Source organism: Collinsella aerofaciens (assembly GCF_005845035.1).
Lineage (GTDB): Bacteria > Actinomycetota > Coriobacteriia > Coriobacteriales > Coriobacteriaceae > Collinsella > Collinsella aerofaciens_I.
The window spans coordinates 2,602-27,030 of the sequence record NZ_SPFO01000026.1; the positions used below are offsets into that span (position 1 = coordinate 2,602).

14 protein-coding genes are annotated in these 24,429 nt (G+C 50.1%); all 14 read left to right on the forward strand.

Annotated features, from left to right (window positions below; translation table 11 throughout):
• A partial coding sequence (locus FGQ67_RS09310; protein ID WP_171025292.1) for a C39 family peptidase occupies positions 1-2,740 on the forward strand: 2,740 nt, incomplete at its 5' end.
• Positions 2,741-2,770: 30 nt separating this feature from the next.
• Positions 2,771-5,887: an NlpC/P60 family protein gene (locus FGQ67_RS09315; protein WP_138341617.1), complete on the forward strand. Its 3,117-nt coding sequence runs from the start codon at positions 2,771-2,773 to the stop codon at positions 5,885-5,887.
• A 148-nt stretch (positions 5,888-6,035) separates the two neighbouring features.
• Complete coding sequence (locus FGQ67_RS09320) at positions 6,036-8,417, forward strand: GH25 family lysozyme (protein WP_138341619.1); 2,382 nt, start codon at positions 6,036-6,038, stop codon at positions 8,415-8,417.
• A gap of 177 nt (positions 8,418-8,594) precedes the next feature.
• Positions 8,595-11,630: a L,D-transpeptidase family protein gene (locus FGQ67_RS09325; protein ID WP_138341621.1), complete on the forward strand. Its 3,036-nt coding sequence runs from the start codon at positions 8,595-8,597 to the stop codon at positions 11,628-11,630.
• Positions 11,631-11,815: 185 nt separating this feature from the next.
• Positions 11,816-14,983 (forward strand): hypothetical protein, encoded by a 3,168-nt coding sequence (locus FGQ67_RS09330; RefSeq protein WP_171025293.1) that lies wholly within the window; start codon positions 11,816-11,818, stop codon positions 14,981-14,983.
• A 218-nt stretch (positions 14,984-15,201) separates the two neighbouring features.
• Positions 15,202-16,179, forward strand: a complete 978-nt coding sequence (locus tag FGQ67_RS09335; RefSeq protein ID WP_115596199.1) for a glycosyltransferase family 8 protein — start codon at positions 15,202-15,204, stop codon at positions 16,177-16,179.
• Positions 16,180-16,183: 4 nt separating this feature from the next.
• Positions 16,184-17,110, forward strand: coding sequence for a glycosyltransferase family 2 protein (locus FGQ67_RS09340; protein WP_006236225.1), 927 nt, complete (start codon positions 16,184-16,186; stop codon positions 17,108-17,110).
• A gap of 21 nt (positions 17,111-17,131) precedes the next feature.
• Positions 17,132-18,406 (forward strand): lipopolysaccharide biosynthesis protein, encoded by a 1,275-nt coding sequence (locus tag FGQ67_RS09345; RefSeq protein ID WP_138341626.1) that lies wholly within the window; start codon positions 17,132-17,134, stop codon positions 18,404-18,406.
• Between the two features lie 77 nt (positions 18,407-18,483).
• Positions 18,484-19,179, forward strand: coding sequence for a glycosyltransferase family 2 protein (locus FGQ67_RS09350; protein ID WP_082222965.1), 696 nt, complete (start codon positions 18,484-18,486; stop codon positions 19,177-19,179).
• Between the two features lie 11 nt (positions 19,180-19,190).
• Entirely contained in the window at positions 19,191-19,541 is a 351-nt protein-coding gene (locus FGQ67_RS09355) for a DUF2304 domain-containing protein (protein ID WP_082222966.1), read from the forward strand.
• A gap of 4 nt (positions 19,542-19,545) precedes the next feature.
• Positions 19,546-20,340 carry a glycosyltransferase family A protein gene (locus FGQ67_RS09360; protein ID WP_082222967.1) on the forward strand — a complete coding sequence of 265 codons (795 nt, stop codon included), beginning with the start codon at positions 19,546-19,548 and terminating at the stop codon, positions 20,338-20,340.
• Positions 20,341-20,395: 55 nt separating this feature from the next.
• Positions 20,396-21,874, forward strand: coding sequence for a DUF2142 domain-containing protein (locus tag FGQ67_RS09365; RefSeq protein WP_138341628.1), 1,479 nt, complete (start codon positions 20,396-20,398; stop codon positions 21,872-21,874).
• A 13-nt stretch (positions 21,875-21,887) separates the two neighbouring features.
• The gene (locus FGQ67_RS09370; RefSeq protein ID WP_138341630.1) at positions 21,888-24,164 is read left to right on the forward strand and encodes a glycosyltransferase; all 2,277 of its coding nucleotides are present in this window, start codon (positions 21,888-21,890) and stop codon (positions 24,162-24,164) included.
• A gap of 110 nt (positions 24,165-24,274) precedes the next feature.
• On the forward strand, positions 24,275-24,429 hold a 155-nt coding region (locus FGQ67_RS09375), incomplete at its 3' end, for a sugar phosphate nucleotidyltransferase (protein ID WP_171025177.1).

Below are 24,429 nucleotides of genomic sequence, written 5' to 3' on the forward strand. Positions count from 1 at the left end.
CGCCATATCCGTCGAGGCCCACGTCTCCAACGTCGGCTGGCAGGCCGCCGTCGGCAACGGCGGCACCGCCGGCACGACCGGCCAGTCCCGCGCCGTCGAGGCCCTGAGGGTCAGGCTGTCCGGGGAGCTGTCGGCCCGCTACACCGTCTGGTACCGCGTCCACTCCGCCGAGTTCGGCTGGCTGGGCTGGGCGTGCGACGGCGCCGACGCCGGCTCGGCGGGCTACGGCCGCGCCGTCCAGGCCGTCCAGGTCGCGGTCCTGCCCAAGGGCGACCCCGCCCCGGGCGATACCGCCACCCCGTTCGTTGACAGGTCCTCCGAGCCCCCCTCCGTCTCCTACCGCGCCCACGTCGCCGGCATCGGCTGGCAGGGCTCCGTCTCGGACGGCGCCGTCGCCGGCACCACCGGGCAGGGCCGCGCCCTCGAGGCCCTCTCGGGCTCCGTCTCCTGGTACGGGCACGGATCCTCCTCCCTCGAGGTGAGGGCCCACGTCTCGAACGTCGGCTGGCAGGGCTGGACCTCGGGGACCGCCGGCACCACCGGGCGCTCCCTAGCGGTCGAGGCGCTCCAGTTCAGGCTCTCCGGCGAGGCCGCCTCGTCCTACGACGTCTGGTACCGCGTGCACTGCTCCGACTACGGCTGGCTCGGCTGGGCCAAGGACGGCGCGTCCGCGGGCACGGTTGGCCTGTCGAAGGCCGTCCAGGCCGTCCAGGTCGTGCTCGTCCCCAAGGGCGGCGCCGCGCCGGGGCCGGCCGGCGGGGCCTTCCGCGGCGCCGGCGAGCGCCTGTCCGGGTCGTCCATCTCCGTCGCCGGCTCGCCGGCGGGCTCGTCGTTCTCGGGCGGGGTCCTGACGCTCGGCTCCGAGAGGGGGCCCGTGCTGGGCTCCGTCGCCGCGACCGTCGACAACCTCGAGTCCGACGGGTCGGTCTGCTACCGCGGCCTGCTGCTGGGCTCCGGCTGGCAGGGGGAGACCAGCTCCGACGGGGCGCAGCTCGGCGCCTCGGGCGGCGGGCTCCAGCTCAAGGCCGTCCGCTTCGAGCTGTCCGGCGGCCTCGCGGAGCGCTACGACGTCTGGTACCGCTCCTGTGACTCCGCGCGCGGCTGGCTCGGCTGGGCGAGCGCCGGCGAGCCCTCCGGCGTCGAGTCCGGCGCCTCGGGCCTCACCGCCGTTCAGGTCGCCCTCGTCGCGAAGGGCTCCGGCGCCCCCGGCCCGGCCGAGGGGGCCTACGTCTCCGGCGCCGCCTCCGGCCCGTCGCTCGTCCTGCAGGGCCATGTCGCCGAGCGCGGCTGGCTGCCCGCGGTGGGCGGCAGCGAGGACGTCGGCACGACCGGCAGGGGCCTCGCGCTCCAGGCCGTGCGCGCCTCCCTCGAGGGGGCGGGCGAGGGGAGCTCCGTCTCCGTCGCGGCCCACGTGGCCGGCATCGGCTGGCAGGACGCCGCCTCCGCCCCCTCCTACGCCGGCACGGTGGGGCAGGGCCGCGCCGTCCAGGCCGTGAGGGTGTCCCTCTCCGGCCCCGTCTCCGAGCGCTACGACGTGTGGTACCGCGTCCACGCGGCCGGCTACGGCTGGCTCGGCTGGGCCAAGGACGGCGAGGCCGCGGGCACCGAGGGGCTCGGCGTCCAGGCAGAGGCCCTCCAGGCCGTCCTCGTCGAGAAGGGCGGCGACGCCCCCTCGACGGGCGACCCCGCCGAGCTCTCCGTCCCCTCGCTCAGCCTCAGGGCCCACGTCTCCGGCGTCGGCTGGCAGCCCGCCGTCGGCAACGGCGGCACCGCCGGCACGACCGGCCAGTCCCGCGCCGTCGAGGCGATCGCCGCCGAGGTCTCCTCGCCGGTCTCCGGCGGCCTGTCCTACAGCGCCCACGTCTCCGGCGTCGGCTGGCAGGACGAGGTCTCGGGCGGCGCCGTGGCGGGCACCACCGGCCAGGGCAGGGCGGTCGAGTGCGTGAAGATGCGCCTGACCGGCGACCTCTCCGAGTACTACGACGTGTGGTACCGCGCCTACGTGCAGGACTACGGCTGGCTCGGCTGGGCCATCGACGGGGCCCGCGCCGGCACGACCGGCATCGGCTACCGCGTAGAGGCGCTCCAGGTCCGCGTCCTCGCGAAGGGCTCGGCGGCCCCGGGCCCGACGGACGGCGCGTACAGGGACCGCCCATTGCATCCGAATTCGGTTGTTCTCAACGTCCCTTGTACAATGCAGAACCCCGAGCTTCCGACTGGCTGCGAGTCCGTTGCATTGACCAATGCGCTTAACTATTACGGATTTGGTTTGGGTAAAACCGTCATTGCAGACGCGTATATGCCTAGGAGCAGTTGGGATTTTGTTACGGCGTTTTGGGGCAATCCTCATAGCGCTTCGAATGGAAACTGCATATCTGCTCCCGGACTGACCAACACCGCGAATTCTTTCTTGATTAGCAGTGGTAGTAGTTTGCGAGCCTACGATGTGACCGGTACTGGTTTCTATGACCTTTATTCGTACTTGGAAGCTGGACATCCCGTTATTATTTGGTCAACGATAGGTATGCAAAACCTGGGAAGTTGCTATGCGACTCAGGCTTACGGCGGAAGGGTTTATAGAACCTATACCAACTCTCACACCGTTGTCTTAAGAGGCTTTAATCGCTCCCTAGGTACCGTTTACATTGCTGATTCACTCGCTGGCTATGTCTCTAACTCAGCTCAGCGCATTGCTTCGCTATACTCGCAAAGAGGAGCTCAGGCGGTCGTCATTAAATAGGCGCCGTCGAAGTCGAAGGAAGGTGGAATCGTGAAGCGTCTCTTAGATGTGTCCGTTTCTATACTTGTGGTTATCGCGCTGTTCATGAGTCAATCATGGGCCGTGACTGCTGCATATGCCGATTATTCAATTGACGGATCTGATGATTCAAACAGCTTTCATCTTGAAGGCTCTACTTCCAATCAAGCTGAGCCTATCTCTGGGGGGCAAGAATCGGATGCTGGCTCCGTAGATAGCGAGCCTCAAGACGCGCAGCAGGTCTTATCGGGGGAGACTAACGAAGCCGCTGCCGCTGATTCTGCCTCCAACGATCAGCTCACCGTCAAAAACGTTAGTGTTTCTGCCCATGTGCAGAATATTGGCTGGATGGATCCGGTTAGTTCGGGTAAGGTTGCCGGAACCACGGGTAGGGGCTTGAATCTTGAGGCACTAAAAATCTCACTTGAAGTGGATGGAGCCACCTCTCAAGAACAGATTGCAAATGCCATATCCGTCGAGGCCCACGTCTCCAACGTCGGCTGGCAGGCCGCCGTCGGCAACGGCGGCACCGCCGGCACGACCGGCCAGTCCCGCGCCGTCGAGGCCCTGAGGGTCAGGCTGTCCGGGGAGCTGTCGGCCCGCTACACCGTCTGGTACCGCGTCCACTCCGCCGAGTTCGGCTGGCTGGGCTGGGCGTGCGACGGCGCCGACGCCGGCTCGGCGGGCTACGGCCGCGCCGTCCAGGCCGTCCAGGTCGCGGTCCTGCCCAAGGGCGACCCCGCCCCGGGCGACACCGCCTGTCCTTTTAAGAGCCGTAGCGATGAACCTGCCTCAATCACTGTTCGCTCACATACGTCGAATATTGGTTGGATGTCGCCCGTAGGCGGCGGATCTGTTGCCGGGACAACTGGTAGGGGCCTCCCCATGGAGGCGCTTGAGGCTCAGCTTGGCTGGTATGGTCACTCGGGCTCCATTGAGCTTCGTGGCCATGTTTCTAATGTCGGCTGGCAACAGTGGTCTGAGGGGCACTGTGGAACGACTGGTAAGTCTCAGCGTCTCGAAGCCGTTCAGATTCGTCTAACCGGTGAGGCAGCTGAAAAATATGACATTTGGTACTGTGCTCATGTCTCGGGTATAGGCTGGCTCGATTGGGCTTGTAATGGAGCTGCCGCTGGTTCTGCCGGTAAAGGCAAGGCTATCGAAGCGGTAAAGGTAATCCTTGTGGAGAAAGGCGGAGCAGCGCCTGGCTCTTCGAGCAAGGTCTTTATCGGCGATCTAGATGCTGTTGCGGTTTCCGGATCCGCCGTTTCTGGGGAGAGTCTTGGCTTATCTTCTGGTCAAAAGGCTACGATTGGAGGCAAGGGCGCCAAACTGCTGAACTCCATTGCCTTAAGCGTTGCAGGCCAAACTGATGACGGGTCAATTTCCTATGCCGTTATGGATGCATATTCAGGCTGGGGTGCTTCCGAATCGGATGGCGGCGCCGCCAAGGCGGTATCCGGCGCACCCATTAAAGCGATAAAAATGTCGCTGAGCGGCCAGTTTGCTTCCAATTATGACATTTGGTATCGAGTATACGATTCCGGTAATGGCTGGACGGGCTGGACGTCAAATGGTCAGGCATGTGGCGTTTCTGGTGGTTCTTCCGGTTTGTGCGGCATAGATGTTGCACTTGTTCGTAAGGGTCAACCTGCCCCTGGTTCTACCGGTAATGCATTTACCGAAACGTCGGGAATCGGTCTTGTATCCCAGGCGCACGTTGCTTCTGCGGGCTGGTTGGCTCCCGTTGGCAATGGCGAAACTGCCGGCCAGACGGGAATGTCTCGTTCTCTGCAGGCGTTGTATATTTCGACGCAGGGCATCGATGCCTCCGTTGAAGTGTCAGCACACGTTGCGAATATCGGTTGGCAGCCATACGTTTCGGGTGCTTCCTATGCTGGCACTGTTGGCAAGGGCCTCGCAATTCAGGCGGTTAAATTAAGGCTCACTGGCAACGACTCGTCAAAATACAATATTTACTACCGTATTCATGCGGCGGATTATGGTTGGCTTGGTTGGGCTAAAAATGACGCCGCAGCTGGCACCGTTGGGCTGTCTAAGCAGGCCGAGGCAATTCAAATTAAGTTGGTTGCCAAGGGTTCGTCCGACGCTCCCGTTCAAGATTATGCTGCGTTGATCCAGCTTCCTGGGCTATCCGCTAAGGCAAATTGCTCCGGTCTTGGCTGGCAAGCGTCTGTTGGCAATGGCGGTGTTGCCGGAACGGTTGGGCAGAACCGTGCCATGGAGGCAATGCAACTGTCCCTTTCCGATAGTTCCATGAACGGTGGCATTTCGTATTCCGCCCACGTATCCAATATCGGCTGGCAATCTGCTGTCTCAGATGGAGCCACAGCGGGAACCATTGGACAGGGACAACAAATCCAAGCTGTGAAGATTAATTTGACTGGTGACGTTTCGAATTACTTTGATGTCTGGTATCGCGTCCACGTGTCAAATTACGGATGGCTTGGCTGGACCAAAAATGGATCACCGGCGGGCACCACGAAGCTTGGCATTCCTGTTCAGGCATTACAGGTAAAGATTGTTCCCAAGGGCGCTTCCGCACCAGGCTCTACGTCTGATTCGTATTTTGAGACCTATCGTTATATGGGGTATCAGACCCCGGGATCTTATCCAAAGGTTAGTTGCAATAGCGTGCAGCTTCCTTCGTATTGCACCGGTTACTTTACGTATGTCACGCCTTCTCGAATTCCTTACAACGCTTCGCGACAGGATTGCATCAACGCATTCGTCCAGCGTGCTCGTGAATATATCGGGACGCGTTATATCGAGCCTTGGTCTTCTTGGCCGGGGGATGCGGTTGATTGTTCGGGCTTAGTGCTGCAATGTCTGTATGCGACTGGCATGGATATGGGTTGGTATAACCCGTATAACCATCGTTGGTTGCCCGAGCAAACCTACAACTCCATGAATTGGTATCGCAACAACACGTTTATGCCGGTTAGCACTTCTGCTATGCAGAGGGGAGATGTGGTCTACTACCAGGGCCATATTGGAATCTATATCGGAAACGGTCGAATCATTGATTCGTGGCCTGGGATCGGTGTGACCGAGCGCTCGGTCAATGCTCCAGGTCGTGTAATCGGTGCCGCTAGGCCTTTCGCATAGAGTCTGTTGAGGCGCTCCGTTGCAGGAGCGCCTCTTTTTGACTGTGTGCTAACTGGTGCTTTCCTAAGCTTTAAATGCCTGTATGGAAGTGCGGTAATATAGCTAGTATTCGTTTCTTTATCTGTGGTTACTGTCTCGGGGGATATGCATGAAACGTCTTAAAGCGTCTGCTGCTTTGGTTTGTACGCTATTGATGGGCTGGTCGCAAATCATTCAGCCTTACAGCGCGTATGCGCTGTCGGTCCAGGCCGCCGCTGCTTCGCAGTCGGTCTCGCAAACATCGAACGAGTACGAATCTCAAGGTGCAAGCTCTCAGGGAGCGCAGGACGATGCCTCGGGTTCTCAGGGTGTAACCGAATGGTATGGTGACGATGCAAATGCTGCTCGTCCTGATGGGGGTGTAGACTCTGATTCAGGCGAACAGCCTGGAATTGGCATCGAAGAGTCTCGTGTTGACGAGTCAAACGGTGAAGCCCCAACCGATGATTCCACTGAAATGAATTCCTGCGAAGCCGACTCTTTGGAACCGAACTCTTGGCGTTTCGAAAACGGCGTGCTTATCGATTCTGACAATGGCGACATCGATGCGCAGTCTTTAACTGACGATCCTTTGCCCAATGGCGCTGTTGCGCGCGGCATCGATGTCAGCAATCATCAAGGAACTGTTGATTGGAATAAGGTTAAGGCCGCGGGGATTGATTTTGCCATTCTCAAGGTCGGTCCGGTTTACGGAAAACCTGACGATTCTTTTGAAAGGAACGCTGCTGAATGTGAACGCCTCGGCATTCCTTATGGCGTGTATTACTACTCCTACGCCCGTTCTGTAGAGGATGCCAATAAAGAGGCCGACAGGACACTTGCTTGGCTCGGCGGCCATCATCCGTCGCTTCCCGTTTATTATGATCTTGAGGATAGCTATATCTTGCAAGATCCGGATTTCAGCAAGGATAAGCTTACCCAGATTGCGCAGGCTTTTTGCAACCGTATGGAGGCCGTTGGCTTTAAGTCGGGTATCTATGCGAACCTTAACTGGCTTAACAACTACCTGAATTCTCCGTCGTTGAGCGGTTATGACCATTGGGTCGCTCAATATAATTGGCGTTGCGATTATGCTGGCAGCTACAGTTTCTGGCAGTATTCAAGCAGTGGCAATGTCCCGGGCGTCAACGGACGCTGTGACATGAACTACTGCTTCAACGGTTCTCTTCTCAACGTAGATGACAGCAAGATGCATATTCAGTATGAGGCGCATGTCTCGAATATTGGCTGGATGAGCAGCAAGCGCGACGGATCTACGGCTGGCACAACGGGGCAGTCTAAATCAGTGGAGGATCTTAAGGTCAGCATCTTGAATCCCGTTGAAGATGGCTCTGTGCAAATTAACGCCAATGTAAGTGGCGTCGGCTGGCAGGGCTGGGACACCCCCTCGGCCTCCGAGGGCGGCACCACCGGCCAGGGCCGCGCCGTCGAGGCCGTGCGCCTGAGGCTCACGGGCTCCCTCGCCAAGGACTACGACGTCTACTACCGCGTGCACGCCTCCAACATCGGCTGGATGGCCTGGGCCAAGGACGGCGAGGAGGCCGGCACCACCGGTATGTCGTGCTCTCTCGAGGCTGTTCAGATTAAGCTCATTAAGAAGGGTGCTTCCCATCCTGATACATCGGGATATTCCCATCTTGAAATACCTTCGGTGACATATTCCTCTCAGGTGAAAGGCGCTTGGCAGAATTCTGTCTCGGCCGGAGAGGTGTCCGGTACAACTGGTCAGGGAATTTCCATCACCGGGTTTTCGGCTAAAACTACTTCATCTGTTGCCGGCGGGATTAAATATCAACTGCATCTTTCGAATGTTGGCTGGACTTCTGGCAAGACAAACGGGGAGCAGCTTTCGTCTACTGCTGAAACTAATTCGGTTGAGGCTATTAAAATTTCTCTTTCTGGTGACTTGGCAACCTATTTTGATGTTTGGTATAGGGTCCATGTTGATAATGTCGGTTGGCTTGGTTGGACTAAAAATGGTGCCGTTGCCGGTAGCACTGGCTATGGGATGCATGTCCAAGCTGTCCAAGTTCGACTTACAAGGAAGGGCGCCAATGCCCCCGGGAGCACCGTTTCGCCGTGTTTGCTTGGGCAGCCTTCTGCATTTGCAAATCCCATGCAGAAGAAGATTGTAGATCTTGCCCGACAGGTACCGTCTCCTGGCCCGGGATTGTGCTCCGAGTGGATTGCAGATATCTACGAGCGTGCCGGATTTAGGAACGTCCATACAGATGCCTGCGATTACTACTGGGATTATTGTAAATTCACCGACTATTCTCAGCTGAAAGTCGGAATGGTCATTGCCGTTCCTTCGCATACGCATACCCGCATGGGCAGCATTTACGGTCACGTTTGTCTCTATATTGGCAATAACCAGGTTATGGATAATGTCGGTCAGATCAGGACGCTCGATATGGCGTACTGGCTGGATTATTATTCCACCTCATATAAGCCAAAGTGGGGTTGGTATGACAACGTGCCGCTTGCATAGCTGATCGAAAGTCATGTTTTCGCACGGGTTTTAGCAGTTACTCTGGTTAAAACGAACGGGCCGTTTTGCAACGGTCCGTTCGTTTCTATTTAAGTGCCATTCACGTTTTCGTTATTTAAGCAATTGCCGAAACGATAAATAATGATGCTAAAGATGGTCGATTGATGGGGGAGTCGGATGAAAAAGACGCAACGACTGCTAGCAACGGCAATGACGCCATTACTGATTCTTCAGTGTCTTCTGACGCCCCTTTCTGTCTGGGCTGATTCTTTACCGGTACAGCCGAAATCTACTGATTATTCCGTTAATGCCGCCGGCAGCTCAGAAGACGAGGACTTCGTCTTAAATGACGAACAACAGGGGGCTGAAGTCGAGCAGTCGACTGTGCCAGACAATGATTCACCCTCATCCGTTTCTAGCGAGTCTGCTTCCAATGCGACTGATTCGCCGAAACCCGAAAATGATGTATCCGCTGTCTTTGGCTCTGTTTCATACCAGACTCATGTACAGGATATTGGCTGGCAAACTCCCGTTTCAAATGGAATGACGGCTGGTACAACAGGTCGTGCTAAGCGCGTCGAAGCCCTAAAGATCAATCTGCTTTCACAAGATGGCACCCCTTTGGGGAGTGACAGCATTTCGGTCCAATCTCATATTTCCGGGATCGGCTGGGAGTCTCAGCCGGTGGGTAACGGGCAGACATCTGGAACAGTTGGACAGTCGCGAGCCATCGAGGCGATCAAGCTATCTTTGTCGGGCGGTCTTTCTGAATCGTATGACATTTGGTATCGCGTTCATTCTGCAAATGTTGGTTGGCTTGGCTGGGCCTCGAATGGTGAGCCTGCTGGAACACAGGGCTATGCTTATCAGGTCGAAGCTATTCAGATAAAGGTGCTTCCAAAAAATGCTCAAGATGCGCCAGCGCGAGGCGATGCCTTTAGGGACCATTCCCAGGAACCGCCTACCGTTTCCTATCGATCTCATGTCTCCAATGTTGGATGGATGGGTGTTGTCGCGAACGGAAAGACATCGGGGGTCATTGACTCAACAAATGCAATTGAGGGACTGTCGCTTAGTGTTAATTGGTATGGTCACGGAGGCTCTATTTCCTCTCGCGCGCACGTCTCTGGCATTGGTTGGCAAAGCTGGTCTTCAGGTACTGTTGGCACGACCGGGCAGTCTCGGTCCATTGAGGCCGTTCAGTTTAAGCTGAATGACGAGATATCTGCAACTTACGACATTTGGTACCGTGTGTATGCTCCCAAATTGGGCGGATGGCTGGGCTGGACGTCCAATGGGTCTCCTGCGGGCTCGGTGGGGAAAGGTGCTGCCATTCAGGGTATTCAGGTTTTGTTGGTTGAAAAGGGCGGCTCTGCTCCCGGCGATACGTTGAACCATTTCATTGGAGCTACGGATGTTCTGAGTGGCAGTTCGTATAGCCTTAATGGCAATAGCTTGGGCACTGTGCAGGGTAAAACGATTTTAATGGGTTCTGAGAGTGGCTCTGAACCTTTGACCTCGCTTTCTATCTCGTTTGATAATCAAGAGACTTCAGGTTCAATCGGTTATTCAGGCTGCTATGAATTTAATGGATGGAGCGGCGTTGTTTCTGACGGCGCTGCGCTTACCTCTAAAAACGATGGGCGTGTTTTAAAGGCTGTGAGATTGACTCTTACTGGTGATTTGTCTAATGCCTATGACGTTTGGTATCGGTGTTTTGACTCCAAAAAAGGATGGCTTGGTTGGGCGTGTAATGGCGCGGATGCGGGAGCAACGATACCGGGTTCATTTCTTAAGGCTGTCGAAGTAAAGATTATCGGTAAAGGCAGTGGCGCGCCCGGAGTAACGGACGGAGCGTTTGTTTCCGATACTTCCGCCGATTGCACTCATGTTGTTTATCAGGCCCATTCCGCTAATCGTGGGTGGTCTCCATCTGTTTTAGATGGGCAGGATGCCGGCACAACGGGAAAATCGCTTTCGCTTCAAGCTCTGAATGTGTCGCTGGCCGGTGTGGATGATGGCTCTCTTATTGAGGCACGAGCCCATGTTGCCAATATTGGTTGGCAGGAATGGCGGTCTGCCGGTTATGTTGGGACCGTTGGACAAGGGTTGGCCATTCAGGCTCTTGAGCTGCGCATTAATGGTCCCCTCGCGAATCAGTATGACATCTACTATCGAGTTCATTCGGCTGGTTATGGTTGGTTGGGTTGGGCCAGTTCCAGCGATTCCGCTGGAACTACCGGGTTAAATATCCAGATAGAAGCTGTCCAAATTAAGCTTGTCGCGAAGGGCGGGAATCCTGGCTCATCGTCTGCGCCCGCATTTATCTCTGCTCCAGCTCTAACGCTCCAGGCGCATGTCGCCACGCTTGGTTGGATGAATCCCGTTGGCAACGGTGGTGTTGCGGGCACAACCGGCAGATCGCTTGCTATTGAGGCGCTGAAGTTGAATGTCTCCAGTAGCGTATCAGGCGGTATTGAGTACTCCGCCCATGTACAGGATGTGGGCTGGCAAGGTTGGACTTCCAATGGGAATGTCGCTGGCACAGTAGGCTGCGCAAAGCGTATCGAGGCTCTTAAGATTAAGTTGACCGGTGATTTATCGAACTACTTTGATGTTTGGTATCGAGCATATTGCCAAGACTTTGGGTGGCTCGACTGGACCTCAAATGGGCAGCCTGCGGGTACGTCTAGGATAGGCTGCAGAGTCGAGTCTGTTCAAGTGAAGATTGCTCCCAAGGGCGCTGGTGCTCCCGGTTCTACTGCGCGTCCGTTTACTGACCAGCCCTTGTTGCCGGCAGATATGATGACTATGCTTAATCGAGCTAATAGATATTCGAGCAGCACAAGCTGGCTCATTATGGTTGACAGGCAAGCATGCCGCCTTGGAGTTTTTCGTGGACAGCGCGGGTCGTGGAGTTACGCTCAATACTGGACTTGCTCTACCGGCGCCCCTAGTACTCCAACGCCTACGGGTGAGTATACCGTCACCGGCAAGGGCTACTCGTTTGGACATGGGTATACCTGCTACTACTACACGCAGTTTTACGGTGACTATCTGTTCCATTCAATACCGTACTACCAGGGAACTTTTAATCCCATGGACAGCCGAATGGGAATGCATGTTTCACAAGGCTGCGTGCGTTTGCCCATTGATCGCGCTAAATGGATTTGGGATAACGTGCCCCTTGCTACCAAGGTGGTAATCTACTAACTATTCCCGTAAGCGGTGAGAGCTTGTTAGAGGGCCCTTTCCTGTTGCCGTAGTCTTGGCAACAGGAAAGGGCCCTTGCCGTTGGATTAGGCTCCTTTTTCTTCGTTCACCTAATTGGTGACATTAATGAAGCTAACTCCCGATAGTATGGTTATTGACGACCGTCTATCTAGGAGGCGATTCTTTTGAAAAGGCAATTTAGAGCATTTATTGTTCTGATTTCCTGCTTCATGACGATGCTGCTTTTGAGCCCTTTGGCTTGTTGGGCAGATCAAAATGTTGGTTCCAACGAATATGAATCCGTTCCAGAGACCCAATCCGACCCCTCGGATCAAACTGCTGCTGTAGCCGATGAAACGGCGCCTTCGATTGATGCTACCGTGGAGCCCAAAGAGGCGGCCCCGGACGTCAGCTATAAATCTCACATTTCAGGCATTGGTTGGGAGCCGACGTTTACATCGAATGGCTCGACCTCTGGCACAACAGGCCAGTCCCGTAGGCTTGAAGCACTCAGGGTTTCCCTCCCTAATTCAGAAGACCTTGGTATCGAATACCGCTCTCATGTTCAAAATGAAGGCTGGCAGGATTGGGTTTCTAATGGAGCCGTCTCCGGCACAACGGGAAAGGGCCTTCAGATTGAAGCCGTCGAGCTCAAGCTGACGGGCAACAGGGCGGCTTCTTATGACCTGTATTATCGCGTTCATGCTTCTAATTTCGGCTGGCTTGGATGGACTTCAAATGGGTCGACTGCGGGAACCACCGGTTGGTCTTATGCCGTTGAAGCAATACAGATCGTCATTGTAAAAAAGGGTGACGCGGCGCCCGGCGATACTGCTGGTGCCTATGTCCCATATGTCTTTAATTGCTCTCTTTCTCAGGTTGGGGAGACGACTAAAGTAACCCTGAATATTCCGCAGATCGAGGATATAAAACGACTCGGGATCGCTGATTCGATAAAGGTGGCAGGCTCCATGTCGTATGGAGGGAGGGTCACCCGTTCCGTCTCAAGCACGATTGCACTCGGAGATCTGGGCTCTAGCTCCAGTGAAATTGAATTTAGCGATTATGGTCCGTTTGACGTTACGTTGCAGTATTTGAAGAACGGAAACATCGTTCAAGAGGACCATCAGTCAATTGGCATTTCTGCGAGTGAGTACAACCTTGCCCCTTTGAGTGCTTCTTTCCCCGTTGTTCTCTATTCGCTATCTTTCTGGGATATCAGTACCTCTTCTGCTGGAACGACCGTTCCGTCAATTGTAATGCTCGATCGTCCAAGTGCCTATAACTGGAACTCGCTTCCATCCGGGATGTACGGTCTTCCGTATCTGACTCATGAGGAGAATGCTTCTAGTTCGAGCTATCAGGCGTTCGCGGATTATGTCGCTGCTCTCTACAAGATCAATCCCAAGGCAAAGTTCAATCTGTATATCAATGACATCACCTGTTCGTTGATCCATAGGATGATTTACGCCAACAAGATTCCCGCAGGCCAATACTCCATTCGGCTGTTGTCCGATGGATCCGCCACGTATGTCTTTACCAACGAAGCCTTTGACGTTAAGGATCCAGATTCTAAGCAAGCGGAGCTGATTACTTTATGGAACGCCGCCAAGAATAAGGAATACGAAACCGGTGAGGTCTCAAAGTCGTATAGCGATTATCACGATCACTGGGATTCTATGTATGCCGTGCTGAGTATTGAGCCTGGCACTCAGTGGTGGATGACTCGAACGAATCTGTTTACGAGTGGTGACGATAATGCCTTTGCGAATAAGATCGCGTCCGATCCCGGCGTTAAGAAGGTGAATGTTTCGGGCATGCTTACGAGCCTGCAGAATAGGGGAGAGGATACAGTCCAAGCGTTTAAGGCGCTGTACAACTTTAACGATGGCTATTTTGATGCGGCGACTCAGCAGGGCAAAAAGGTAATGATGCTGCTTGGAACGTACGTTTCTTACGAGCAGAATTTTGACGACTATGCCAACTTGACCGAAGTTATCTATGGCGATGACTATTTGTATTATTACAAGGGGCATCCAAACACACCGACGGGTATGTATCCCCAAAAGCAGGAACAGCTTGACCGTCTTGGCATTACCGATGTCGATTCTTCCGTCGCTGCAGAGCTGATCCTCTTCTTTAATCCGGAGATCGGTCTGTCTGGTTATGGGTCTAGTACGTATAACTCGGCCAGTGCCGATGCTGCTGGTGGACTTTGGAATTCCACAAAGGCCGAGGCCTTGAAGCCGGGTGCCGTCATCGATTATTCCATTATGGATTGGTTTGCTTCTCCGATTACCGAAGACACGGATGCTGCTATCAGATCCCTTTGCAAACAGGGAGACTCTTGCTATCTCGTAGAGTTTTCGGATTCCATACTTGCTTCGGCAAATTACGACTTTGCTATCTATTCGCACAATAGCGGTGCTCTGACTTATTTCAAGAAGGGCGAGTCGGGCTATGATGTTGTTAAGGTGTCACGAGGCCCTCTTGACGTCTTGGCAACTTCGCATGTTTCAAATGACGGCTGGCAATCGGCCTCCAAGGGTGGAAATGCTTCCGGTACCGTTGGGCAGTCAAAAGCCGTCGAGGCTATTACTCTCAATCTGCAGAATGCTCCCTATGATGGTGCATTGGAGTACAGGACACATGTTTCCGATTATGGCTGGCAGGGCTATGTGAAGGAGGGGAAAGTTTCTGGTACTACCGGCCAGAGCAAGTCTGTCCAGGCTATTCTGATTCGCCTGACTGGTGAGATGGCCAATCACTATGACGTTTATTATCGAGCTCACGTTCAGGATAAGGGATGGCTCGGTTGGGCCTGCAATGATCAAGTTGCCGGAACGACCGGTTTCGTTTTGAGGCTAGAGGCATTTCAGGTCGTTTTAGTTGAAAAGGGCTCGCCCGCTCCTGGGGATACAAGTCAACCTTCTATTCAGAGGTCGTTTTCAATCAAGGCGCATGTCTCAAACCTTGGCTGGCAGCAGCCGGTTTACGAAGGCACGACCGCTGGTACAACTGGTCGTAATCTAGCTGTTGAGGCGTTGAAGATCAGCAGACCCGATCTTGGGTATTCAGGTAACATCGAATATCGAGCTCACGTTCAGAATATCGGCTGGCAAAAGTGGGTCAAGAATGGCAAGGTTGCCGGCACTACAGGGAAGTCTCTATCCATCGAGGCCGTTGAAATAAAATTGACGGGCGATCTCGCCAAGCATTATGACGTAGTCTATAGGGCGCATGTGCAAAGCAAGGGTTGGCTAGACTGGGTTAAATCGGGAGAGTGCGCCGGTACAACTGGTGAGGCTCTGCATCTGGAGGCGCTTGAGGTTAGACTGGTTGAGAAAAGCTAAATATAGATCAAATTTGCCTATATACCAACGCTAATGGAGTAGGAGGGTGAATTGATGGGGTTGTAGTCCCCTCAATTCACCCTCCTTAGTTGCAAGTTATTTGAAAGAGGCAAACCGTGCTAGACTTTATCCTTTGTGTAAGGATTTCGTTTCGGCCCCTTTCATTAAGTCGTCATCATTAATTTCTATTGGGTGAATTAAGGTGAAGTTTGGTAATCATGAATTTGCTTTATACGGTTGATAACAATTTTGTCCCACAGTTGGCCGCCAATATTTGCTCGGTTGTTTCAAATCATTCCGGTATTCAAGACATTACTTTTCATGTCTTCTCTAATGGCATTACAGAGGATAACCAGCGTTTGCTCCAGGAGATGGTGACCGAATACAACCAAAACCTTGTATTTTATGATATTTCGAACTTCAAAGATGCTCTCGGGTTTGATTTTGATACATCGGGATGGAATGAAATAGTTCTTGCTAGGCTTTTGATGGCACATTTTCTACCTAATGAGATCGAAAGAGTTATTTACCTCGATGGCGATACGATTGTTCTTGGGGATATTGCTCTTCTTTGGAATCAAGATCTTAAGGGTTGCGTGGTTGGAATGGTTCCCGAGCCAACGGTCGGCCCATCTCGACTTAATGATTTAGACTTAAATGGCTGTCTGTACCACAATGCTGGCGTGTTGCTCGTTGATTTAAAGCAATGGAGATCAACTTGTTGCGAAGATCAATTATTGGATTATTGCGAGCGCCGCTCAGGACGCTTGTTTGCGAATGATCAAGATGCTCTAAATGCAGTACTTAAAGATAAGATTTGCAGTTTATCCCCTGCGTTCAATTATTCCAATATCTTTGACTACTATCCGTTTATATTCTTAAACTCGTTAATGCCGGGCTTTTCGGATGAAAACAGTTTTAATACCGCAAGATCGAAGCCCATCGTTGTCCATTATCTCGGCGAAGAGAGGCCATGGCGGCGGGGGAATACTCATCGCTTCAATAATGAGTATCACTTTTATTTATCAGAAACGTTCTGGAAGGACGCGAAAGATGAAGATGGTTGGGGCGCTTATTTTCTTGCTTGGCGGACTTTTAATTTCCTAACCAGGCCTTTTCCTCAGCTTCGTTATAAAGTGATCAGCGGGTTGATTCCCGCATTTCTTAAATATCGTGCCTCGCAAAGAAATAAATAGGATTATGGATAAAATCAAAGACAAGTCTGTTTGCATTGTTTTACCCACATATAACGGCGGAAAGTATTTGGCCAAACAGCTTGATAGTATCTTGGAGCAAACTTGGCCTAATTGCTCCGTCTATATTCGTGATGATGGTTCAACGGATGAAACTGTTGAAATTGCACAATGGTACTGTCGGTCAAACTCCAGCATTCATTTAATTCAAGATTCAATCGGTAATCTTGGGTGCCCAAATAGTTTTTATGAAATTATCAAACGGGTTCCCGAATATGACTACTATGCATTTGCCGATCAGGATGATATTTGGAAGACTGATAAAATTGAACGGGCAGTCAGGGCAATTGAAAATAGTGGAGACAAGGTGCCGACTGTCTACTTTTCTTCCTTTTCATATGTAAACGAAGATGGCGAGACGATACGCGAGTCGGCTCCGCAGGACAAGTACCTCTCTTTTCATAACACCTTGTTTTATACTCCCGGACTAGGCTTCACGATAGTATTTAATCGCCTTGCCTGCAGGGCCTTTATTCTTGAGGTAGATCCAGGGAATGAAATGCATGATCGCTGGCTGATTCGGTGTGCTTCGGCATTTGGAAAGGTATTGTTTGATTCCGTCTGTACGGCTTCACATGTTCGTCATTCCTCTGCGGTCACGTCTGGAGATAATCGTTATTTTGATCTTTTAAAGACCTATTTTAAGGACGAGCTATTTGGTGATAGATCGAAAGATGAGAGTAAAAAGTTAAGCCATTTTTCTGCGGTGTTTTATGATGAGCTTAGTTTTGAGCAGAAACATGAGCTTGATATTTTCACCAATGATGATGGGATTATTTCAAGACTTAGGAAAGCATTTTTCCCAAAGCGTCTGCGACCTACTTTGATTTCTGATTTACTTCTTCGCGTTTTGTTTTTATTCAACAAGGCCTGATGATCCACTGCTGGAGTGATTGTGTCTAATAGAAAAACGAAAGAACTCTCTGTTGAGCAGAGTCTTGTTTGGAACAGCGTCGGCTCGATGGCGTATTTGATTTGCAACTGGCTGATTACTGTTCTTGTGGTGACACTTGGTTCCGACATTAGCATGTCTGGTAGCCTTGCTGTGGCTATGTCTGTTGGTAATATTTTTGCGACCATTGTTTTGCTTAGAGCGCGCCCCGTTCAGGTTTCTGAGAGCTATTCTGATTTTACGACTGGGAATTTTATCGCTCATAGAATCGTTGCAACAATACTTGCCTGTGTAATTTGCTTCTTCTATTGTTTAGTCTCTGTTGCATTCAACGATTGGGCAGTTGTTGCTGTTTATTGCCTATTTAAAGCTGGTGATTCATTTGTCGATGTTCTTCACGGTGTGGATCAGGTAAACAACAGATTGGACATTGCGGCTATCTCTCAAATAGTTCGTGGCGTAGGAGTTCTAGTCTCCTTTTCGTTGTGCTTGTTGCTATTTGATAACTTGGTAATAGCCGTTGCTTCAATGGCTTTTGTTACCATAGCTGTTGTGCTTACATATGATTTTAGAATGACAAAACGGTTTTGTGCCGTTATACCTGATTTTGATTTTACTTCCCTTATCAAATTGTCGCGTATCTGCTTTCCCGGTTTTGTTGCATCTCTTGCGTGCACGGCTGTTGTTAGCGTAACAAGACAGTTCTATGGCCTTTCCTATGGAAATGAGGCGTTGGGTTTTTATGCCGCCGTTGCCACTCCGACTGCCGTAATTCAGGCTCTCGTATCTTATCTATATGCCCCCCTGCTTGGACCTATTTCGGCAATGTGGCGAGAAAACGAAACTCACCGATTACGCTTAGTATTTATTAAGATGCTCGTTTCCGTATTCGTTTTGACGGCGATGTGTGCCATGGCTAGTGCTTTCATAGGCGAACCTGTGCTTACTGCTATTTATGGCAAAGAAGTTGGCCTTCACTCAGATTATCTTCCGTTGGCACTCGTTGCTACCGCATTCACTGGTTTGAACTTTTTCACTATTGATGTCTTTATTGCATTTGGGAAACCGATTATTGGCACGATTTCTGGTGCCGCTTCGTTAGCGTTGGCCGTGTTTCTTTCTCGTTATTGTTTTGTGAATCCGGTATTTGCTTCTGATGCAAATGTCATCAATATCATTATCTTGGTGGCATACGGTTTTGGATTATTATTTTCCTTCCTTTGTATAATTAACCTATTAAATCGGAAGGCGAAGCAATCTGTCACATCCGAACTGTAAATTCGCTCTCCTTGTTTCGATAGGGTTTTTCAGTTCGACTTGGGCTGTTTGATTGATATTCTGTACTGAGGATTCAGATGATGCATGAATTAAGAGCGCTGGTTATCATCCCAGCTTTTAATGAAGAGGCGAACATTTTAGATACGGTTTCTTCTGTGGAGGAAGCTGGATACGATTATGTAGTTATTAACGATGGCTCCACTGATGACACTTTGCGTGTTTGTCGCGATGCGGGGGTTAATGTCCTGGATTTACCGCAGAATCTTGGCATTGGAGGCGCGGTTCAAGCCGGACACAAATATGCCAAACGCTTTGGCTATGATGTAGACATCCAAGTTGATGGTGATGGGCAGCATGACGCCCATTACATATCGCGCTTGCTTGATGAAATAAATAATGGGTCTGATTTAGTTATCGGATCGCGATTTCTTGAGGAATCTGAAGGCTTCAAGTCAACCTTCTTGAGGCGTCTTGGAATTAGATGGCTCTCTGCGGTAATTCATCTTACAACTCACGTTCGTGTTAGCGACCCCACTTCTGGTTTTCGCGCATGTGGATCTAAGGCCATAGATCTGTTCTGTAAAAAATATCCCGTAGACTATCCGGAGCCGGATTCTGCTGTTGCGGCTATGGTTAAGGGCCTTCGCGTTACAGAAGTGCCTGTCGTAATGAAAGAACGACAGGGGGGAAAGTCGTCAATTTCTGGTTTTAGTAGCATTTATTACATGATAAAGGTTACTTTGGCGATTATCATCTCTTCATTCTCGAATTAGGACGGGTTGTTATGCATATTTCCTTACAGTTTGGTGTCATTACTGCTTGTTTAGTTTTGCTTTGTTTTGTGCTGCGTCTTGTATTAAAGGATAGCCTTCAGCTCAAGTATTCACTTCTTTGGATTGTTCTTGCATTGGTTTTGTTGGTATGCGGCCTCTTTCCGCAACCTCTTTACTTCATTTCAAGTTTATTTGGTTTTCAGACTCCAGCCAATTTTGTTTTTGTCTTAGGGTTTTTATTTTTGATATGCATTGTTCTTTCTATGGCATGTCTGTCAAGTAAACAATCTTCTGCAATTGCTAACTTAACTCAACGAATTGCATTGCTTGAAAAAGAGCTTGAATCAAAAAATAGGGAGTAATGCCATGTGCTTGGCAAAAGATCATACATTTGTATTGTGCGCATACGGCGAGTCTCCGTACTTGTCTGACTGTTTAGATTCTTTAGTGAACCAAAGCACCCGAAGTAATATCCTTATATCGACGTCAACTCCTAATTCCTATATTGATCGTATAGCGTCTAATTATTCGATTCCGGTAATTGTTAACGAGGGGTCGCCTAGCATATCTCATGACTGGAATTGTGCTATTGCGAATTCAAATACAAAGCTTGTGACTATAGCTCATCAGGATGATATCTATAGCTCTAGTTATACGGAAACTATGCTGCGGGCTATGAAAGAAGCGGATCGACCTTTAATCTTCTTTTCTAATTATGGTGAGATAAGAAATGGCGTATATGAAGAAAACCTCCTTATTCTGAAAATTAAGAGAATTTTACTTCGTAAGTTTGCTCGCCACGGCGCTCTTTCATCGGTTAAGGATAAAAGGGATATCCTGAGGTTCGGTTCCGCCATCTGCTGTCCTTCTGTGACATTTAATCTAAGCATCTTACAGACACCGTTATTTATGACAGACATGAAATGTGACTTGGACTGGGAGGCATGGGAAAGATTCTCGAAAATCGACGGATCTTTCGTTTATTCTCCCGAGGTTTTAATGTTTCATCGAATTCATGAAGGCTCTGAGACCACGGCGTTGATTAAAGATGATACAAGGAGGTCGGAGGATGAAACTATGCTTCAAAAATTCTGGCCCAAGTGGTTTGCTCCAATAGTCTGTAGCCTGTATTCGCTTAGCATGAGAAGCAATTCTTTATGACGCTGCAACAATGCCGGCGTAAGTTGAACATTTATCGAGACGGAGTTGTAGAGTTATGAATCTAGATACCTTTACTGGTCATCTGAAACTATCTGATAGTTATCGAAAAGCTCTGACGTTTATCGTTTATCCACTTATAGCTGCACTCTCTCTTTGCTTGGGATTTTTCTACTATTGCGCCTTTAAAGCCAGCGCTATCGGATTGCCTGGGCTATGGCTCTCGGCTCTGCCCTTAATCGCCTGCTTGTTCGTTGGTGTCCTATTATTAATTAAAGAGCAGCACAATCCCGCAATTTGCTTTGTGGTGATTGGTGTGCCCGCTGTAACTGCTTTTGGCCTTTTCATGCTGCCCGCTAATGTTCCAGACGAGGCTTCTCATATTTGGCAGGCGGCCGCCTTATTGTCTCGTAACGGCAATGGCTTTGATGTTGTCTCTTGCTTCCAATTGGGTCAGTTTCCTTCATCGTACGCAGATTATTTTAATGCAATGACTCAGCCTACCGATTGGTCTAGCGTCTTTGTGTGCCATACGTATTTGGGGAGCTATTACCCTCATCTTTATTTAATTCCGGGAGTAATTCTAGGATTTGCGCAGCAAACGGGTTTCAATGCCTTTGTGGCCCTTTCAGTTTCGCGCGTGTGCGCTGGATTAATATATTGCTTCGCGGCTTATTGGATAATCAAACTGATGCCAGTTGGTAAAAATGCTGTTTTGATTTTTTTACTAAATCCCATTTTATTGCAGCAGGAAGCGTCTGTTTCGGCTGATTCTGTCGCAAACATTGTTGCCATTTTGTACGTTGCTGTAGTTGTTAAGATTTATGCGGACTCGTTGTACTCATATCGATCTCTGCTGGCGTTAATACTGCTATCCGTTTTACTGCTTCTTTCAAAGATAATGTTTTTCCCGTTGGTACTCTTGAATCTTATTCACTGGAAAAAACTTAAAGGAACAGACAGCTATATAAAGTTCATCTTTTCCTTCTTTGCGATAGCTTTTGTTGCGAGCTGTGCGTTCGTGTCTCTTTATCATGGTAGTTTCATGCCAGATTCTTTTGATTTGATGCGAGCGCCGCTGCATTGCGCAAAGGTCTTTATTAAGTCTATTTGGGAGATGGGGCCATTCTGGGTTCAAACCTATGCAGGTTACAATCTTGGCGCTCTTTCGATTAATGTTTGGCCATTTTGTTTTTGGCTTTACATCATTCTTCAGTCCGTTGTTCTGTTTTATAACGATGAGAATAATAAAAAATTATTCTGCAGTACGGATCGCTTTGTAATGATTGCTGTTGTATTCGTCAATTTCTTCCTGATTGTTATGACGATGAGGAACTGGACTCTTACTGTTGATAAGCGTGAAGATATTATCATGGGGGTCCAAGGACGATATTTATTCCCACTGGTCCTTCCGGTTCTGTTGAATATCTTGCGACCGATAAAATCAAGTTCTGAAGGACATGTCTTGCTTGGTTCTTCATTGATAATGAGTACTATTCTATTTGTTGACTTTATTTCAATTCTTTCTGCGTTTTAGGAGTTAGTGTTTCATGTTGAACCTTCTTGAGGGCATTGGTTACACCGTTAAAGAAGAGGGCTTTTATAACGTCCCCAAGAAGGTCTCCCATGTACTCTCAATGCATAGGCCTCGATTTGATTTTGGCTCTCGCCAAGACAATTCTTTTTTTGATGTTATTTTTATTAATGGATGTGATTATTCCGTTCCGCATCCTATTAGGTACCGTGTCGATCATCAGATTGAGGAACTTGAGGCTGCCGGCTTAACGGTCCAAAAGGTTAATGCCTGGGAGATGGAAAAGGATATTCTTAGGCATGCGCGTACTTTTATTATTTTCCGTTGTCCCCTAAGTGATGAAGTTGAATCTTTAATTAGGCAGGCAAAAAAACTCAATAAGCGTGTTATTTATGACATTGATGATTTGGTTATCGACACTGCTTATACCGATTCTATTCCGTTCGTTAATGCAATGACTGCTCATGATAAGTCTTGCTATGACGATGGAGTCAGGCGAATGGGTGAAACACTGAAGCTTTGCGATTGCGCTATCACTACTACTGAGGGTATGGCGGAAGAACTAAAAAAATATGTTCCCAGGGTCTATATAAATAGAAATGTAGCATCTGAATCGATGATTGATTATTCGAATATTGCTATCTATCGTCGAGATGTACTCCCCAGCTTGCAAAGCTCAAGCGTCTTGCCCGAGGATAGGGTTCCCTATAAGCGAGCGGTTGAGCGAAGGGATGAAAAACAGAAAACTCAGGAAATCAGAATCGGCTATTTTAGCGGAAGCATTACCCATAATGCAGATTTCAATTCAGTGCTCCCAGCATTATCTAAGGTAATGGAGACTCATCACAACGTCACCCTGATGGTGGGCGGGGAACTCGATGTTCCTGATGACTTGATGCCATTTTCTAAACGTATTGTCACGTTCCCATTTTGCGATTGGCGTCGGCTTCCAAATTATATAGCTTCCTGTGATATCAATATCGCTCCTTTGGAGAATACTCTATTCAATCGAGCTAAATCCGAGAATAAATGGATTGAATCATCGCTTGTTAAGGTTCCTACGGTTGCTAGCAATGTTGGCGCCTTTAAGAAGATGATTCAGGATGGCGTTACTGGATTTCTCTGCGATTGTGTTGAGGACTGGTGTGCTGCCCTCAATCGTCTGATATTAGATTCTGATCTTAGGAAGAGCGTCGGCGAATCTGCATATTTATACTGCCATGAGCACTGCACTACTGTTTCGGCTGCTAAAGCAATCCGAGATATTATTGTAAAAGAACAATCTCCCAATCTCGCAATGGTCATGCCGAGCGTGAATACTAGCGGTGGTGTCTTAGTCGCCCTTAGGCATCTGTGCATTCTTCAAGACGCTGGCGTTGATGTATTGTTGCTTAATACTGATGATTCAACAAAGTGGCTTGAAGTTTTCGGACATCGTATTCCTGTTCTTAATCGTGTCGTTCCTAGCGGTAAGCTCGATAAATGTCCTTTGTCGGGTGCAATTGATACCGCAGTTGCAACCCTTTGGGACACTCTTGATTTTGTTAGGCGCTATCCACGTATTGGTAAGAAAAAGTACTTGGTCCAGAATCTGGAGACCGATTTTTATCTTCCAGGAGATAGGCTGCGCCTTCAAGCAAATGCCACGTATTTGAATAATGATATTGACTATTTGACAATTTCGCCTTGGTGTGAGGAATGGCTTCAGGACAGGTTCGGTCAGGATTGTAAGTCTGTGCCAAACGGACTTGACCTTGCTGCGTTCCCTCATTCTGTGCGCGATTTTTCTTTGCCCAAAATTAGGATTCTAATTGAGGGGGATTGCGGTTCTGATTATAAAAATGTTGATGAAGCTTTCAGGGTAGTGGAAAGGCTTGACTCTGAAAGATATGAGATTTGGTACATGAACTACACTGGTAAAAAGAAGCCTTGGTACCGTATTGATAATTTCCTCGGTAGAGTACCGCATGATCAAATATCAGACATCTATAACCAGTGTCATATTTTATTGAAGACAAGCATTCTCGAAAGTTTTTCATATCCCCCGCTGGAGATGATGGCGACCGGCGGCTTTGTTGTTGCTGTTCCCAATGGAGGTAATGCAGAGTTCCTTCGCGACGGATTGAATTGCTTGCTTTATGACCGGGGAGATATTGATGCTGCGGTGAGCTGCATTAATCGCATCGTTAATGATCACGGTCTTCGTAAGACGCTGTATGACGGGGGATTGAAGACTGCGGAGGAGAGGGACTGGTCAAAACTGACGGATAGAGTCGTTCGCCTATATGACTGATACTATAGTTTTAATGTGATGGATGCATACTTGCGGCAACGTAGACCTTTAAGTTAACGTTGCCGCAAGCATGCAATGTCTGGCTGCTTTATTTTTTAAGGAGTTATGTTATGAAAGGCATCATCCTCGCCGGCGGGTCCGGCACGCGCCTGTACCCGCTCACGCTCGTGACCTCCAAGCAGCTGCTGCCGGTCTACGACAAGCCCATGATCTACTACCCGCTGTCCACCCTCATGCTGGCGGGCATCCGGGACATCCTGGTCAT

Coding starts and splice junctions, on each gene's coding strand:
- FGQ67_RS09340 (WP_006236225.1), top strand. CDS start 16,184: ATGGATAAAATCAAAGACAAGTCTGTTTGCATTGTTTTACCCACATAT.
- FGQ67_RS09370 (WP_138341630.1), top strand. CDS start 21,888: ATGTTGAACCTTCTTGAGGGCATTGGTTACACCGTTAAAGAAGAGGGC.
- FGQ67_RS09320 (WP_138341619.1), top strand. CDS start 6,036: ATGAAACGTCTTAAAGCGTCTGCTGCTTTGGTTTGTACGCTATTGATG.
- FGQ67_RS09335 (WP_115596199.1), top strand. CDS start 15,202: ATGAATTTGCTTTATACGGTTGATAACAATTTTGTCCCACAGTTGGCC.
- FGQ67_RS09360 (WP_082222967.1), top strand. CDS start 19,546: ATGTGCTTGGCAAAAGATCATACATTTGTATTGTGCGCATACGGCGAG.
- FGQ67_RS09350 (WP_082222965.1), top strand. CDS start 18,484: ATGATGCATGAATTAAGAGCGCTGGTTATCATCCCAGCTTTTAATGAA.
- FGQ67_RS09355 (WP_082222966.1), top strand. CDS start 19,191: ATGCATATTTCCTTACAGTTTGGTGTCATTACTGCTTGTTTAGTTTTG.
- FGQ67_RS09325 (WP_138341621.1), top strand. CDS start 8,595: ATGAAAAAGACGCAACGACTGCTAGCAACGGCAATGACGCCATTACTG.
- FGQ67_RS09365 (WP_138341628.1), top strand. CDS start 20,396: ATGAATCTAGATACCTTTACTGGTCATCTGAAACTATCTGATAGTTAT.